Source organism: Streptomyces sp. NPDC007875, from assembly GCF_042868035.1.
GTDB lineage: Bacteria > Actinomycetota > Actinomycetes > Streptomycetales > Streptomycetaceae > Streptomyces > Streptomyces antimycoticus.
In genome coordinates, this window is record NZ_JBIADZ010000021.1 from 71697 (window position 1) to 87551 (window position 15855).

The window sequence follows — 15855 nt, forward strand, 5'->3', positions numbered from 1 at the left end:
GCCGCGCCTCGGTCAGATGCAGGCGCAGGCCACCTCGGTCAGCTGCCGACGTACTCCGCGAGGTGCCGGCCGGTGAGGGTGGAGCGCTCGGCGACGAGGTCGGCGGGGGTGCCCTCGAAGACGATGCGGCCACCGTCGTGACCGGCACCGGGGCCGAGGTCGATGATCCAGTCGGCGTGTGCCATGACCGCCTGGTGGTGCTCGATGACGATGACCGACTTGCCGGAGTCGACGAGCCGGTCGAGCAGGCCGAGCAGTTGCTCGACGTCGGCGAGGTGCAGACCGGTGGTCGGCTCGTCGAGGACGTAGACGCCGCCCTTGTCCGCCATGTGGACGGCCAGCTTGAGTCGCTGCCGCTCGCCGCCGGAGAGCGTGGTGAGCGGCTGGCCGAGGGTGAGGTAGCCGAGTCCGACGTCCGACATCCGCTGGAGGATCTTGTGGGCCGCCGGTGTGCGCGCCTCGCCGCTGCCGAGGAACTCCTCGGCCTCGGCCACCGACATCGCGAGCACCTCGCTGATGTCACGGCCGCCGAGGTGGTACTCCAGCACCGATGCCTCGAACCGCTTGCCCTCGCACTCCTCGCAGGTGGTGGCGGTGCTCTGCATGATCGCCAGGTCGGTGTAGATCACGCCGGCGCCGTTGCAGGTGGGGCAGGCGCCCTCGGAGTTGGCGCTGAACATCGCCGGCTTGACGCCGTTGACCTTCGCGAACGCCTTGCGGATCGGGTCGAGCAGTCCGGTGTAGGTCGCCGGGTTGCTCCGGCGCGAGCCGCGGATCGGGGTCTGGTCCACCGAGACCACACCCTCCGGGGCCGGGATGGAACCGTGGAGGAGTGAGCTCTTGCCGGAACCGGCGACGCCGGTGACGACGCAGAGCACGCCGAGCGGGATGTCGACATCGACGTTCCGCAGGTTGTTCGCCGTCGCGCCACGGATCTCCAGGGTGCCGGTGGCCTTGCGGACCGTCTCCTTGAGCCCGGCCCGGTCGTCGAGATGGCGGCCGGTGATGGTCTGGCTCGCCCGCAGCCCCCCGACGGTGCCCTCGAAGCAGACGGTGCCGCCCGCCGAGCCGGCGCCCGGGCCGAGGTCCACGACATGGTCGGCGATGGCGATCGTCTCCGGCTTGTGCTCCACCACCAGCACCGTGTTGCCCTTGTCCCGCAGCCGCAGCAGCAGATCGTTCATCCGCCGGATGTCATGCGGGTGCAGGCCGATGGTGGGTTCGTCGAAGACGTAGGTGACATCGGTGAGCGAGGAGCCGAGGTGGCGGATCATCTTGATGCGCTGCGCCTCGCCGCCGGAGAGCGTGCCCGAGGCCCGGTCGAGCGAAAGGTAGCCGAGGCCGATCTCCACGAACGAGTCGAGGGTGTGCTGCACCTTGGCGAGCAGCGGCGCCACCGACGGCTCGTCCAGTCCGCGGACCCATTCGGACAGGTCGCGGATCTCCATCGCGCATGCGTCGGCGATGTTGACCTCGCCGATCCGGGAGGAGCGGGCCAGCTCGCTGAGCCGGCTGCCGCCGCACGCGGAACACTCGGCGAAGGTGACCGCCCGGTCCACGAACGCCCGGATGTGCGGCTGCATCGACTCGCGGTCCTTGGCGAGGAACGACTTCTGGATCTTCGGGATCAGCCCTTCGTAGGTGAGGTTGACGCCGTTGATCTTCACCTTGGTCGGCTCGCGGTAGAGGAAGTCGTGCCGCTCCTTCCTTGTGTACTCGCGGATCGGCTTGTCCTTGTCGAAGAAGCCCGACTCGGCGATGACCCGCACGACCCAGCCGCCACCGGTGTAGGTGGGGATGGTGAACGGGTCCTCGGCGAGCGATTTGGAGTCGTCGTACAGCTGGGTGAGGTCGATGTCGGAGACCGTGCCGCGGCCCTCGCAGTGCGTGCACATGCCGCCGGTGCGGCTGAAGCTCACCGTCTCGGTCTTGGTCTTCTCGGTACCGCGGTCGACCGTGAACCCACCCCTCGCCGAGACCGAGGCGACATTGAAGGAGTACGCGCCGGGCGGGCCGATGTGGGGCTCGCCGAGCCGGCTGAAGAGGATGCGCAGCATCGCGTTGGCGTCGGTGGCGGTGCCGACGGTGGAGCGGGGGTCGGATCCCATCCGCTGCTGGTCGACGATGATCGCGCTGGTCAGCCCGTCGAGTACGTCGACCTCGGGCCGTGCCAGTGTTGGCATGAAGCCCTGTACGAAGGTGCTGTAGGTCTCGTTGATCAGCCGCTGCGACTCCGCGGCGATGGTGGTGAACACCAGCGAGCTCTTGCCCGAGCCGGAGACGCCGGTGAACACCGTCAGCCGGCGCTTCGGGATCTCGATGCTGACGTCCTTGAGGTTGTTCTCGCGCGCGCCGTGCACCCGGATCAGATCGTGGCTGTCGGCGACGTGGGGCACAGGCGACCGCTGGTCGGTGTCCGTGGCCATGCTCATCGTGTCTCCATCTGTTCGGGCGGGGCCGCCTTCGCGATCTCCAGCGGTGTCGCCTGGCTCGATCTGACCAGGTTCGAACAATACGTCCGGTTCGCGGATCGCGGCTGCCGGGGCCGGACGGCTCAGCGCAGCTCGTTGATGCGGATCATGTTGCCCGCGGGATCGCGGAAGGCGCAGTCGCGGATCCCGTACGGCTGCTCGGTCGGCTCCTGGACGACCTCGGCGCCGCTGGTCCGCACCCGTGCGAAGACGCCGTCGAGGTCGGCGGTGGCCAGGGTGACGCGGGCGTAGCTGCCCTTGGCCATCATCTCGACGACGGTGCGGCGCTCGTCGTCGGTGATGCCGGGGCCGAGGGCCGGGGGCTCCAGGACGATGGAGGTTCCGGGCTGCCCGGTGGGGCCGACCGTGATCCAGCGCATCCCGTCGTATCCGACGTCCTTGCGGACCTCGAAGCCGAGGGTGTCGCGGTAGAAGGCCAGCGAGGCGTCCGGGTCGTCATGGGGGAGGAAGGTCCAGTGGATGGTGAGGTCCATGGCGATGACGCTAGCCGCGCCCGCGTGACCGGGGCTTCTCCATTCCTGACCGGTCCGCCGGCTGTTCTCCGGCCGGTCGCTCCTCATCCCCGGCCCCCGGTGCTGTGGGAAACTGAGCCGGTGAAACGGCAGGATCTCGATGACCTCGTCCGGCTGCGGCGGGCCCGCGACCGCATGGACCGCGACTACGCCGAGCCGCTCGACGTCCCGGCACTGGCGCGTGGCGCCCTGATGTCGCCGGGCCATTTCTCCCGCAGCTTCCGCGCCGCCTTCGGCGAGACGCCCTACAGCTATCTGATGACCCGCCGCATCGAGCGGGCCAAGGCGCTGCTGCGGCGCGGCGACCTTACGGTGACCGAGGTCTGCATCGCGGTCGGCTGTACGTCGCTCGGGTCGTTCAGCTCGCGCTTCACACAACTGGTCGGCGAGAGCCCGAGCAGCTACCGGGCCCGGAGCCATGACCATGGCGCCGCCATCCCGGCCTGCATGGCCAAGATCCACACGCGACCGGTCAGGAACGGAGAAGCGAGCCCCGCCGCCCGGCCGTAGCGTGAGCGCATGGACATCACACTTTCCAGTTGCTTCATCGCCGTCGACGACCACGACAAGGCGCTCGCCTTCTATCGCGATGCCCTCGGCCTCGAGGTCCGCAACGACGTGGGGTTCGAGGGAATGCGCTGGGTGACCGTCGGGGCGCCCTCGCAGCCGGACGTGAACATCGTCCTGGAGCCGCCGCTCGCCGACCCCAACGCCTCGCCCGACGACAGACAGGTCATGGCGGAGCTGATGGCCAAGGGCCTGTTGCGCGGTGTCATCTTCGCGACGGACGACTGCGACGCCACTTTCGAGCGCGTCAGCGCCGCGGGCGGCGAGGTGCTGCAGGAGCCCATGGACCAGCCTTACGGTGTCCGCGACTGCGCCTTCCGCGACCCATCCGGCAACATGTTGCGCTTCACCCAGCCCCTGAAGAAGTGAGCCCTTCGGGGGTCCCGCCCAGGGGGCCGGCGCCGCCTAGGCTGGCAGCTGGCCGTCGGGAGGTGGTGGCCATGGCGGCGGCCATACGACAGGGCGGATCGGACGCCGACCCGGGGCTCTACGGCCCCCGGTCGGTCACCTGGCAGATGCACGGCGACCCGGTGATGTGGATCGCGGGGGTGCGCGCCCTGTACCTCCAGGCCCTGCATCCGCTCGCGGTGCGCGGCGTCACCCAGAACTCCGACTTCCGCACGGACGCCTGGGGAAGGCTGCTGCGCACCGCGCGGTTCGTCGCCACCATCACCTACGGCACCACCGAGGCCGCCGAGCGGGCGGGCGCCAAGGTCCGGGGCATTCACCGCAGGCTCTCCCTGACCGACCCCGTCACCGGTGTCCGGCACGGCGTCGACGAGCCCGAGCTGCTGCTGTGGGTGCACTGCGCGGAGATCGACTCGTACCTCCATGTGATGCGGCGCTCCGGCTATCCGCTCACCGACGCCCAGGCGGACGCCTATGTCGCCGAGAACGTGGTGTCCGCCCGGCTGGTCGGCCTCGCCCCCGCCGCCGTACCGGCCGATATGGCGGCGCTCGCCGCGTACTTCGCGACGGTGCGTCCCCAACTCGCCAACACCCCCGAGGCCCGCGAAGTGGACGCCTTTCTGCGGCGGCCCCCGGTCCATGCCCTGCTCGTCCCGGCGCGTGAGGCGATCTGGGGGCGCTTCGCCGCGCTCGCCTACGGGTCCCTGCCCCCGTACGCCCACGAACTGTACGGGCGCCCCGCACCCCCGCCCCCCGTGGTCACCCGCCGATTGCGGGCGATGGGCAGGGCGCTGCGCTGCATCCCGCCCACGGCCCGCTGGCAGCTCCCGCCGAAGCACATCATGCGGGCGGTCGAGCGGCTCGGACCGGGCAGCCGCCCCTCGCCCTACAAACTGCGCAGAAACGCGGCCATACTGGACAGCGGGGATGCGACGGGGGCTCGGCCGCACGCGGCCGGTCTCCACGGGGGCGGCGGGAGCTGACTTCCGCCAAGGCAGGGGGAGCATGGCGGACATCAGGCTGATCCAGGGCCGGTACCGGCTGCTGGACCGGATCGGGCGCGGGGGAATGGGCGAGGTGTGGCGGGCGCGCGACGAGTCGCTCGGGCGCCGCGTCGCCGTCAAATGCCTCAAACCGCTGGGGTCGCGCCACGACCCCTCGTTCACCGGTGTGGTGCGCGAGCGCTTCCGCCGGGAGGCGCGGGTGGCCGCCGCGCTGCAGCACCGCGGGGTCACGGTGGTGCATGACTTCGGCGAGTACGAGGGCGCGCTGTACCTGGTCATGGAGCTGCTGGAGGGCCGCAACCTCAGCCAGTTGCTGAAGGACAACGAGCGCCGCCCGCTGCCGGTCCCCGAGGTGCTGGACATCGCGGAGCAGGTCGCCGCGGCCCTCGCCTACACCCATGACCAGGGCGTGGTGCACCGCGATCTGAAGCCGGCCAACATCATGCGGCTCACCGACGGCACCGTGAAGCTCTGCGACTTCGGCATCGCCCGCCTCGGCCATGACGCCGGCTTCACCTCCCGGCTCACCGGCACCGGCGTCGCCATGGGCACCCCGCACTACATGTCGCCCGAGCAGATCGCGGGCGGCCCGGTCGACCACCGCAGCGATCTGTACTCCCTGGGCTGTGTGCTCTACGAACTGGCCACCGGGGCGCCGCCGTTCGCCCTCGACGACGCATGGGCGGTCCTCGTCGGCCACCGCCACACCCCGCCCGCCCCGCCGCGCGGCCTCCGGCCCGAACTGCCCGAGCGGTTCGAGCGCGCCGTCCTCGATCTGCTGGCCAAGACCCCGGAGGGCCGTCCACGCGACGCCGCCGAGCTCGCCCAGCGGATCGCCCCGGCGCGCGCGTCCCGGTGGCCGACGGCGCCACGGCTCCCCGAGCCGCGCGGCGCCCTCCCGGCCGCCGGACCCCCGGCCTCGCGCCTTCCGGCCTGGGCCCGGGACATGACCACCGGGTCCAAGGCGCAGACCGGCGGCGTGGGACTGCTGTCGGCGACCCCGCCCGACGCGACGGCCGCGCTCACCGGCGCCTGGACCGGACGCCGCGTCAGCGCGCGGCCCGCACCGCCGCCCGGGGTCCGGGCCCGGCTCGCCGACCGGCACCGCGCCGCGCTGGACCTGGGGCGGCTGGGCCGCTGGGAGGAGGCCGTGGCAACCCACCGCGCGGTGGCCGCCGAGCGCGAGCGCGCGCTGGGCGCCGACCACCCCGACACCCTCACCAGCCGCTATGAGGCCGCCTTCGCCCTCGGGATCCTGGGCCGCCCCGGCGAGGCCCTGCGCGAGTACGAGCGGGTCGCTGCGGGCCGCCGGCGCGCCCTGGGCCCCGACCACGCGGACACCCTCGCCGCCCGCCAGGAGACCGCGTTCACCCTGGGCCGCCTCGGCCGCTTCACCGAGGCTCAGCACCTGTACACCGCCGTGCTCGCCGCCCGCGAGCGCACCATGGGCGCCGACCATCCCGACACCCTGCGCTGCCGCCACAACCTCGCCTTCAACCTGGGCTGTCTGGGGCGCCTGGAGGAGGCGCACCGCATGGCGGAGGGGGTGGCCGCCGACCGCGCCCGGGTGCTGGGCCCCGACCACCCCGACACGCTGGTCACCCGCTACGAGGTGGCGTACTCCCTAGGCCGCCTCGACCGCTGGCGGGAGGCCCTGGACATCTTCCGCGAGGTGGCCGCCGACCGCGCCCGCACCCTCGGCCCCGACCATCCCGACACCCTCGCCGCCCGCTATGAGATCGGCGTCGGGCTGGGGCGGCTGGACCGGGGTGCGGAGGCCCTCGCGGTCTACCGCGCCCTCGTCGAGGACCGCACCCGCGCCCACGGCCCGGCCGATCCGGAGACCCTCCGCGCCCGGCACGGCCTCGGCGTCAGCTTCGGCCGACTGGGCCGCTGGGAGGAGGCGCTGGCCGAGGCGCGGGAGGTCTGCGACCTCCGCGAGCGCTCCCTGGGCCCCGACCATCCGGACACCCTGGTCAGCCGTCGTGAGGTGGCCGTCGCCCTCGGCTGGCTCGGCCGCTGGTCCGACGCGCTGGACGGCTACCGCCGGGTGACCCGCGCCCGCGCCCGCGTCCTGGGCCCCGGCCATCCCGACACCCTCGTCAGCCGTGGTGACGAGGCCCACTGCCTGGAACGGCTGGGCCGGCGCGCCGAGACGGCCGAGAGGGCCTAGACGGCCGAGGCGGCGGGGCCGGGCGCGGCGGCCCAGGCGGCCGAGACGGCCCTGGCGTCGGGGCGGCGGCGCGGCAGGGGGTGACCTGCGGCGCCCTGGCCCCGGCGATCAGCGCGTGCTAACCAGAGGGCATGTCTCACAGCGATGCGTACGACGTCGTCATCGTCGGCGGCGGTCACAACGGTCTGGTCGCCGCCGCGTATCTCGCCCGCGCCGGGCGGAGCGTGCTGGTGCTCGAGCGCCTCGGCCACACCGGTGGCGCCGCCGTGTCCACACGGCCCTATCCCGGCGTGGACGCACGGCTCTCGCGCTACTCCTATCTGGTCAGCCTGTTGCCGCGGCGGATCGTCGACGACCTCGGACTGCGCTTCGCGGTGCGCAAACGCGCGGTGTCCTCGTACACGCCCGAGGTCCGGCGCGGGCGCCACACCGGGCTGCTGGTGGACGCCGGCTCCTCCGCCCGGACGCGCGCCGCGTTCGCGCGGCTGACCGGCTCGGAGCGGGAGTACGAGTCCTGGCAGCGCTTCTACGGCATGACCCAGCGCGTCGCCGAGCGCGTCTTCCCCACGCTGACCGAGCCGCTGCCCACCCGGGAGGAGCTGCGGGCGCGGATCGGGGACGACGCGGCGTGGCAGGCGCTGTTCGAGCGGCCGCTGGGGGAGGCGGTCGAGGCGGCGTTCGACGACGACCTCATCCGGGGCGTGGTCCTCACCGACGCGCTCATCGGCACCTTCGCCCGGGCCCACGACCCGTCGCTGCGTCAGAACCGCTGCTTCCTCTACCACGTGGTCGGCGGCGGCACCGGCGACTGGGACGTCCCGGTCGGCGGCATGGGGGCGCTCACCGATGCCCTGGCCGACGCCGCCCGCGCGGCGGGCGCGCGGATCGCGACCGGGCGCGAGGTCACCGCGATCGCGACCGACGGCACCTCGGCCGAGGTGCGGTACGAGGGCGAGGCGGGGGAGTCCACCGCGGCCGCCCGGTATGTGCTCGTCGGGGCCGCGCCGCGCGAGCTGGCCCGGCTGCTGGGCGAGGAGCCGCCCGCGCCGCCCGCCGAAGGAGCGCAGCTCAAGGTGAACATGCTGCTGCGCAGGCTGCCCGCGCTGCGCGACCGCGAGGTGGACCCGCGCGAGGCGTTCTCCGGGACGTTCCACATCGCCGAGGGGTACGGGGCCCTGGAGGACGCGTACCGTCAGGCGGCCGCGGGGGAGCTGCCGCACCGGCCGCCGTCGGAGATCTACTGCCATTCGCTGACCGATCCGTCGATCCTCGGCCCGGAGCTGGCACGCGAGGGCTATCAGACCTTGACCCTGTTCGGACTGCACACCCCCGCCCGGCTGTTCACCGAGGACAACGACGCGGCGCGCGCCGCCCTGCTGCGCGCCACCCTCGCGGAGCTGGACGCGCATCTCGCCGAGCCGATCACCGACTGTCTCGCCCACGACGCTGACGGCCGGCCGTGCATCGAGGCCAAGACCCCGCTGGACCTGGACGCCGAGCTGCGGCTGCCCGGCGGCAACATCTTCCACCGGGACCTGGCCTTCCCGTACGCCCAGGAGGGCACTGGCCGCTGGGGCGTGGAGACGCGCCACGCCAATGTGCTGCTGTGCGGCGCGGGGGCGGTGCGCGGCGGCGGGGTGAGCGGAATCCCCGGGCACAACGCGGCCATGGCGGTGCTGGGGAAGTGACGCCCGAAAGCCCTCGGCGAGTCCTCCCGACGGCCCTGGGAGCGCTTTTCTACCGTTGAATCTGACGTAGCGTCAGAAAAACTCTTCCTTCGTCCGCCCCCCTGCGGCATCCTGCCGACCATGCAGACGGAGCTGAGCACAAGGCTGGGTGTCGAGCACGCCGTCTTCGGCTTCACGCCGTTCCCCGCCGTGGCCGCGGCGATCAGCCGGGCCGGCGGATTCGGTGTGCTCGGCGCGGTCCGCTACGGCGCGGGCGAGGAGCTGGCCCGCGACCTCGACTGGATGGAGGAGCACGCCGACGGCAAGCCTTATGGCCTGGACGTGGTGATGCCCGCGAAGAAGGTGGAGGGGGTCACCGAGGCCGATATCGAGGCGATGATCCCCGAAGGCCACCGCGCGTTCGTCCGGGACACCCTCGCCAAGCACGGCGTCCCCGAACTCGCCGAGGGCGAGGCGTCCGGCTGGCGGATCACCGGCTGGCTCGAGGAGGTGGCCCGCAGCCAGCTCGACGTCGCCTTCGACTACCCCGTGAAACTCCTGGCCAACGCCCTGGGCTCACCCCCGGCCGATGTCGTCGCCCGCGCCCATGACCACGGCATCCTCGTGGCCGCCCTCGCGGGCAGCGCCCGCCACGCCCTCCACCACAAGGAGGCGGGACTCGATGTCATCGTCGCCCAGGGGTACGAGGCGGGCGGCCACACCGGCGAGATCGCCTCCATGGTGCTCACCCCCGAGGTGGTGCGGGCCGTGGCCCCGCTGCCCGTGCTCGCCGCGGGCGGCATCGGCAGCGGTGAGCAGATCGCCGCCGGGCTGGCGCTGGGCGCCCAGGGCGTCTGGATCGGTTCCCTCTGGCTCACCACCGAGGAGGCCGAACTGCATTCGCCGGCCCTCATCCGCAAGCTGCTGGCAGCCGGATCCGGGGACACCGTGCGCTCCCGCGCCCTGACCGGCAAACCCGCCCGTCAGTTGCGCACCGAGTGGACCGACGCCTGGGAGGACCCGGACGGCCCGGACCCGCTGCCCATGCCGCTCCAGGGGCTGCTGGTCGCCGAGGCCGTCTCCCGCATCCAGAAGCACGAGGTGGAACCGCTGCTCGGCACGCCGGTCGGTCAGATCGTCGGCCGGATGGACGAGGTCCGCCCGGTCCAGGCCGTCTTCGACGATCTGACCCGGGGCTTCGAGCGCGCCATCGACCGCGTCATCCGCATCGCCAAGCGCGCCTGACCGCGTCTGCCGCAACCTGCCTGACCGCGCCTGCCACAACCTGCCTGACCTCGCTCGACCTCGCCTGACCCCCGCCCCACCTCGCCTGATCTCGTCCCACACCGCCTGACACCGCCGTCAGAAGGAGGACCGGACCGCCATGTCCCCTACACCCAACGGCTTCTGGGCCCAGGCCGCGCTCGAGCCCGACCGCACCGTGCTCATCGACCCGGACGGTGAGGAGTGGACCGCCGGCCGGCTGCACAGCGCGTGCAACCGGCTCGTCGCCGGGCTGCGCGTCGCCGGGCTGCGACGCGGCGACGCCCTGGCGGTCGTCCTGCCCAACGGGGTGGAGTTCTTCGTCGCCGCCCTCGCCGCCACCCAGGCCGGGCTCTATCTGGTGCCGGTCAACCACCATCTGGTCGGCCCCGAGATCGCCTGGATCGTCTCCGACTCCGGCGCCAAGGTGCTGATCGCCCATGAGCGCTACGGCGGGCAGGCGGCCGCGGCCGCCGCCGAGGCGGGACTGCCCGCGACCCACCGCTACGCGGTCGGCGCCATCGACGGCTTCCGCCCATACGCCGAGCTCATCGAGGGGCAGCCGGAGGAGCCGCCCGCCGACCGCGAGCTGGGCTGGGTGATGAACTACACCTCCGGCACCACGGGCCGTCCGCGCGGAATCCGCCGTGCGCTGACCGGAAAGCTCCCCGAGGAGAGCCACCTCGGCGGCTTTCTGCGCTTCTTCGGCATCACACCGCGCTCCGAGGAGCCCGACCACGTCCATCTGGTGTGTTCACCGCTCTACCACACCGCCGTACTGCAGTTCGCGAGCTCGTCGCTGCACATCGGCCATCCCCTGGTGCTCATGGACAAGTGGACGCCCCAGGAGATGCTGCGCCTCATCGACACCTACCGCTGTACGCACACCCATATGGTGCCGACCCAGTTCCACCGGCTGCTCGCGCTCCCCGACGAGGTCAAGCGGTCCTACGACGTCTCCTCGATGCGCCATGCCATCCATGGCGCCGCACCCTGCCCCGACCATGTCAAGCGCGCGATGATCGAGTGGTGGGGCGGCTGTGTCGAGGAGTACTACGCGGCCAGCGAGGGCGGCGGCGCCTTCGCCACCGCCGAGGACTGGCTGAAGAAGCCGGGGACCGTCGGCCGCCCCTGGCCCATCAGCGAGCTCGCCATCTTCGACGACGAGGGCGCCCGGCTCCCGGCCGGTGAACTCGGCACGGTCTACATGAAGATGAGCACCGGGGGCTTCGCCTACCACAAGGACAAGAGCAAGACCGAGAAGAACCGCATCGGCGACTTCTTCACCGTCGGCGACCTCGGACTCCTGGACGAGGACGGCTATCTCTACCTCCGCGACCGCAAGATCGACCTGATCATCTCGGGCGGGGTCAACATCTACCCCGCCGAGATCGAGGCCGCGCTGCTGACCCACCCGGCCGTCGCCGACGCCGCCGCCTTCGGGATCCCCCATGAGGACTGGGGTGAGCAGGTCATCGCGGTCGTGGAACCCGCCGAGGGGCATGCGCCGGGGCCCGATCTGGCCGCCGAGATACTCGCCCACTGCACGACCCGGCTGGCGGGCTACAAATGCCCCAAGTCGGTGGACTTCATTGCGGAGATGCCGCGCGACCCCAACGGCAAGCTCTACAAGCGGCGGCTGCGGGCGCCGTACTGGGAGGGTGCGGGGTCGCAGTGAGCGTGTGGGGGCGGCCTGCTGAGTGCCAGGAGTTGCCAGTAGTGCCAAGGAGTGCCAGCGGCGCCTGATCCGGCCAACGCGCCATGGGGCCGGTCCCGCTTTCCCGCGGGACCGGCCCCATGGCGTGCCGATGGTGCGGCGTCCTATCGTTCCAGAACCCGTCGGACGCCCCCCCCGGGCTGCCGGGGCGACGCCTCGGGCCGCCCGTCCTGCGAGAGAGGAACCCCCGCCCATGCGACCGTATCTGTCCCCGCGTCCTGCGCTGATCGCCGCGCTGGCCACCGCCGTGCTGGCCACGGGGGCCACCGCCGCCTTCGCCGCTCCGGTGGGTCCGGCCCGTGTCCACGGCACCCTGCGGCCGCTGGTCGAGCTGTCCGCGCAACGGGTGCTGGTGGCCGATGAGGTCGCCGCCGCGAAGTGGGGCACGGACAGCCCGATCGACGACCCGGCGCGGGAGCGGGAGGTGCTGGACGCGGTGGCGCGGCAGGCCGAGGAGCTGGGTGCCGACCCCGTGGCGACATCGAGGATCTTCCGCGACCAGATAGAGGCCAGCAAGGTCGTCCAGCGCGGCCTTTACCGCCGCTGGGACGCCGACCCCTCACAGGCGCCCACCGAACGCCCCGACCTCGGGCGGATCCGGCTGGAGATCAACCGGATCAATGGCGAACTGGTGCGCGCCATCGCGGACTCGGCGGCCGTGCGGGAGGCCCCCTCCTGCGTGGGGCGGCTCACGGCCGGGGCCGCGGCGGTGATCCATGGGCGGCACCTGGACGCGCTGCACAGCGTGGCGCTGGGGCGGTCGCTGCCGTCGGTGTGCGAGCGGGCGGCGCCGTGAGGCTGCGGTAGGGCTGCCGTTGGGCGGCGGGGCGAGCACCCGGTCAGCCGTGCGGGGTGTCCGGCGGATCTTGCCCCACCCCGCCCCTCCCCGAAACCGGGGGCCCGGCCCCCGGCCCCCGGCCCCCGGCCCCCGCCGGGGCTCCGCCCCTGGACCCTGCTCCTCAAGCGCCGGAGGGGCTGGATTGGTGGCCCGCGTCTCCCCGAGAGCGGGGCTTGGGGCCCGGCCGTCGGCGGGGCTCCGCCCCAGACTCCGGCCGGGGCTCCGCCCCTGGACCCTGCTCCTCAAGCGCCGGAGGGGCTGGATTGGCTCCCCGCCCCTTCCCGCTATCAGGGGCTTGGCCCCTGGGTACCGGGGTCCGGGGTGGGCCCCGGTTTCGGGAAGGCGCCCTTGGGCCTTGGGGTTTGGGGCGAAGCCCCTGATAACGGGAAGGCGCCCTGGGCGCCGGGGTCTGGGGCGGAGCCCCACCACGCGGCGGAGCCGCATATCGATGCTGCGGGAAGGGGCGGGGTGGGGAACAGCCCGCCGCAGGCGTCACCATCCGGCGGACAGACCCTGGTCGCAGGGCGGAGCGGTCCGGCCGTGGTGCGCAGCGGTCCGGCCGTGGTGCGCAGCGGTTCGGGGCGTGGTGCGCAGCGGTTCAGCCCCCGCGCCGGGTGTCCCGGTCCGCCTCCTGCGCGACCGCACGCGCCCAGCGGTAGTCGGCCTTGCCGCTGGGGGAGCGCTGGATGCGGTCGGTGAAGACGACCGTACGCGGGATCTTGTAGCCCGCGAGCCGCTCCCGGCAGTGGTCGCGGACGGCGTCGGCGGTGAGCCCGGACGACTGTGTGCGGGGCTGGACGACGGCCGCGACGCGATGGCCCCAGCGGGTGTCCGGGACGCCCGCCACCAGCGCGTCGTATACGTCCGGATGGGCCTTCAGGGCCTGTTCGACCTCTTCGGGATAGACCTTCTCGCCCCCGGTGTTGATGCACTGCGAACCGCGCCCGAGGACGGTGATCACGCCCTGCTCGTCGACGGTCGCCATGTCGCCGAGCAGCACCCAGCGCTCCCCATCCGCCTCGAAGAACGTCTCGGCGGTCTTCTTCGCATCGTTGTAGTAGCCGAGCGGCACATGGCCGCGCTGGGCGATCCGGCCGGGCTCACCGGGTGCCACCGGGGCGAGGGTCGCCGGGTCCACCACCGTCGTACGGGCGTTGACGTGCAGCCGGAAGCCCTTTTCGGGACCGGAGTCGTCGGTGGCCGTGCCGTTGAACCCGGACTCCGAGGAGCCGAAGTTGTTCAGCAGCAGGGTGTGCGGGGCGAGCTCGGCGAACTGGGCGCGTACGGTCTCCGACAGGATCGCGCCCGAGCTGCTGACGCTGAGCAGCGAGGAGAGGTCGGTGCCCTTGAGGGGGCCGGTCAGGGCGTCCACCAGTGGCCGCAGCATCGCGTCGCCGACCAGTGAGACGGTGGTGACCTTCTCCTTCTCGACCGTCCTCAGGACATCCTGGGGGACGAACTTTCGGTGCAGCACCACCTTCTGACCGAAGTTGAACGCGATGAAGGCCGTAAGGGTGGAGGTGCCGTGCATCAGCGGCGGAGTGGGGAAGAAGACCAGCCCCTCGCCGCCCGCGGCCACCCGCTCGGCCAGCTCCTCCGGGCGCCCGACGGGCCGGCCGGTCGGAGCGCCGCCGCCCAGCCCGGAAAAGAAGAGGTCCTCCTGCCGCCACATCACCCCCTTGGGCATACCGGTGGTGCCGCCGGTGTAGATGATGAAGCGGTCGTCGGCGGACCGCGCCGGGAAGCCGCGCTCGGGTGACCCGGACGCCTCGGCGTCGGTGAACGCCACGGACGTGCGGGGGCCGTCCCCGGTGCCGACCCGCACCAGATGGCGCAGGCTGTCGGTGTGCGGCAGGGCGGCGGCCACCCGCTCGCCGAACTCGGCGTCGTAGACCAGCCCGGCCAGGTCCGCGTCGCGGTAGAGATAGACCAACTCCTCTTCCACATAGCGGTAGTTGACGTTCACCGGCACAGCCCGGATCTTCACGCAGGCCAGAGCGGTCTGGAGGTACTCGACGCCGTTGCACAGATGCAGCCCGACATGCTCGCCCGGGGCGATACCGCTGTCCCGCAGATGGTGGGCGAGCCGGTTGGCGGCGGCGTCGAGCTGGGCGTAGGTGAGCCGCCGCTCGGCTCCGGTGCCGGGGTGGTCCAGGTACACCAGCGCCTCTCTGCCAGGCACCGTGTCGACGATCGACTCGAACAGGTCGGCAAGGTTGTACTCCATGACTCCTCCTGACCCCTCGATCCGGCGGCTCGGCGCTCATTAGAGCCGCGCGGGGATGAGGTGGGAAGGCCCCCGGTCGAAGAAATCTGACTGAGCATCAGATTTCTCTTGAAGTCGGCCTTCCCCTGCTGCAACCTGTTCTAGGTCTCGAGACGGGAGGACGTCGTGACAAGCGGGACCGAACACCTCATCGTCGAGCGCGTCGGCGCGACCCTGGTGCTCACCTTGAACCGGCCCGAGGCCAGGAACGCGCTCTCGCTGCCGATGCTGGTCGGGCTGTACGACGGCTGGGTCGAGGCCGACGAGGACGATGCCGTGCGCTCCGTGGTGCTCACCGGCGCCGGTGGGGCCTTCTGCGCGGGAATGGACCTCAAGGCGCTCGCGGGCGGCGGCCGGATGGACGGACAGCACGTCCGCGACCGCCTCGCGGCCGACCCCGATCTGCACTGGAAGGCGATGCTCCGCCACCATCGGCCGCGCAAGCCGGTGATCGCCGCCGTCGAGGGCCCCTGTGTCGCGGGCGGCACCGAGATACTGCAGGGCACCGACATCCGGGTCGCGGGCCGCGGGGCCACCTTCGGGCTCTTCGAGGTCCGGCGCGGGCTGTTCCCCATCGGCGGCTCTACGGTACGGCTGGCCCGCCAGCTGCCCCGCACCCACGCCCTGGAGATGCTGCTCACCGGGCGCCCCTACCCGGCCGAGGAGGCGGCGCGGATCGGGCTGATCGGCCATGTCGTCCCGGACGGCACGGCGCTGGAGAAGGCGCTGGAGATCGCCGAGCTGATCAATGCCAACGGCCCGCTCGCCGTCGAGGCGGTCAAGGCGTCCGTCTACGAGACCGCCGAGATGACCGAGTCCGACGGCCTGAAGTCCGAACTCGAACGCGGCTGGCCGGTCTTCGGCACCGCCGACGCCAAGGAGGGTTCGAAAGCCTTCGTGGAGAAACGGCCGCCGGTCTACCGCCGGGCGTGATCCCCCAACACCTCA

General features: G+C 72.4%; 12 protein-coding genes. 9 read left to right on the forward strand and 3 right to left on the reverse strand.

Features of this window, described 5'->3' with window-relative positions; translation table 11 throughout:
* Positions 1 to 38: 38 nt before the first annotated feature.
* A complete protein-coding gene (locus ACFYOY_RS34350) occupies positions 39 to 2432 on the reverse strand; it encodes an excinuclease ABC subunit UvrA (protein WP_351894205.1) in 2394 nt (797 codons plus the stop codon).
* Positions 2433 to 2554: 122 nt separating this feature from the next.
* Positions 2555 to 2965 (reverse strand): VOC family protein, encoded by a 411-nt coding sequence (locus ACFYOY_RS34355; RefSeq protein ID WP_351894208.1) that lies wholly within the window; start codon positions 2963 to 2965, stop codon positions 2555 to 2557.
* Between the two features lie 120 nt (positions 2966 to 3085).
* On the opposite strand from ACFYOY_RS34355, the gene ACFYOY_RS34360 reads away from it, so the two are divergent.
* From ACFYOY_RS34360 to ACFYOY_RS34395, 8 genes are all read left to right on the forward strand, one after another.
* Entirely contained in the window at positions 3086 to 3514 is a 429-nt protein-coding gene (locus tag ACFYOY_RS34360) for a helix-turn-helix transcriptional regulator (protein ID WP_351894211.1), read from the forward strand.
* A 9-nt stretch (positions 3515 to 3523) separates the two neighbouring features.
* Positions 3524 to 3940 carry a VOC family protein gene (locus ACFYOY_RS34365; RefSeq protein ID WP_078645797.1) on the forward strand — a complete coding sequence of 139 codons (417 nt, stop codon included), beginning with the start codon at positions 3524 to 3526 and terminating at the stop codon, positions 3938 to 3940.
* 71 nt (positions 3941 to 4011) lie between these two features.
* On the forward strand, positions 4012 to 4962 hold the full coding sequence (locus ACFYOY_RS34370) for an oxygenase MpaB family protein (RefSeq protein ID WP_388591379.1): 951 nt from the start codon (positions 4012 to 4014) through the stop codon (positions 4960 to 4962).
* 22 nt (positions 4963 to 4984) lie between these two features.
* Positions 4985 to 7156, forward strand: coding sequence for a serine/threonine-protein kinase (locus ACFYOY_RS34375; protein ID WP_351894219.1), 2172 nt, complete (start codon positions 4985 to 4987; stop codon positions 7154 to 7156).
* 131 nt (positions 7157 to 7287) lie between these two features.
* Positions 7288 to 8844 (forward strand): NAD(P)/FAD-dependent oxidoreductase, encoded by a 1557-nt coding sequence (locus ACFYOY_RS34380; protein ID WP_351894221.1) that lies wholly within the window; start codon positions 7288 to 7290, stop codon positions 8842 to 8844.
* 120 nt (positions 8845 to 8964) lie between these two features.
* Entirely contained in the window at positions 8965 to 10068 is a 1104-nt protein-coding gene (locus tag ACFYOY_RS34385) for a nitronate monooxygenase family protein (protein WP_351894223.1), read from the forward strand.
* Between the two features lie 139 nt (positions 10069 to 10207).
* On the forward strand, positions 10208 to 11764 hold the full coding sequence (locus ACFYOY_RS34390; protein ID WP_388591381.1) for an acyl-CoA synthetase: 1557 nt from the start codon (positions 10208 to 10210) through the stop codon (positions 11762 to 11764).
* A 232-nt stretch (positions 11765 to 11996) separates the two neighbouring features.
* Complete coding sequence (locus tag ACFYOY_RS34395; protein ID WP_351894230.1) at positions 11997 to 12599, forward strand: chorismate mutase; 603 nt, start codon at positions 11997 to 11999, stop codon at positions 12597 to 12599.
* 640 nt (positions 12600 to 13239) lie between these two features.
* Here the strand turns inward: ACFYOY_RS34395 and ACFYOY_RS34400 are convergent.
* A complete protein-coding gene (locus tag ACFYOY_RS34400) occupies positions 13240 to 14868 on the reverse strand; it encodes an acyl-CoA synthetase (protein WP_351894233.1) in 1629 nt (542 codons plus the stop codon).
* Positions 14869 to 15033: 165 nt separating this feature from the next.
* On the opposite strand from ACFYOY_RS34400, the gene ACFYOY_RS34405 reads away from it, so the two are divergent.
* Positions 15034 to 15840: a crotonase/enoyl-CoA hydratase family protein gene (locus ACFYOY_RS34405; protein ID WP_351894237.1), complete on the forward strand. Its 807-nt coding sequence runs from the start codon at positions 15034 to 15036 to the stop codon at positions 15838 to 15840.
* Positions 15841 to 15855: the final 15 nt, after the last annotated feature.

Excerpts from the sequence above, each read along its gene's own strand:
- ACFYOY_RS34395 (WP_351894230.1), top strand. The coding sequence starts at position 11,997 with ATGCGACCGTATCTGTCCCCGCGTCCTGCGCTGATCGCCGCGCTGGCC.
- ACFYOY_RS34385 (WP_351894223.1), top strand. The coding sequence starts at position 8,965 with ATGCAGACGGAGCTGAGCACAAGGCTGGGTGTCGAGCACGCCGTCTTC.
- ACFYOY_RS34380 (WP_351894221.1), top strand. The coding sequence starts at position 7,288 with ATGTCTCACAGCGATGCGTACGACGTCGTCATCGTCGGCGGCGGTCAC.
- ACFYOY_RS34365 (WP_078645797.1), top strand. The coding sequence starts at position 3,524 with ATGGACATCACACTTTCCAGTTGCTTCATCGCCGTCGACGACCACGAC.
- ACFYOY_RS34350 (WP_351894205.1), bottom strand. The coding sequence starts at position 2,432 with ATGAGCATGGCCACGGACACCGACCAGCGGTCGCCTGTGCCCCACGTC.
- ACFYOY_RS34355 (WP_351894208.1), bottom strand. The coding sequence starts at position 2,965 with ATGGACCTCACCATCCACTGGACCTTCCTCCCCCATGACGACCCGGAC.
- ACFYOY_RS34375 (WP_351894219.1), top strand. The coding sequence starts at position 4,985 with ATGGCGGACATCAGGCTGATCCAGGGCCGGTACCGGCTGCTGGACCGG.
- ACFYOY_RS34400 (WP_351894233.1), bottom strand. The coding sequence starts at position 14,868 with ATGGAGTACAACCTTGCCGACCTGTTCGAGTCGATCGTCGACACGGTG.
- ACFYOY_RS34370 (WP_388591379.1), top strand. The coding sequence starts at position 4,012 with ATGGCGGCGGCCATACGACAGGGCGGATCGGACGCCGACCCGGGGCTC.
- ACFYOY_RS34390 (WP_388591381.1), top strand. The coding sequence starts at position 10,208 with ATGTCCCCTACACCCAACGGCTTCTGGGCCCAGGCCGCGCTCGAGCCC.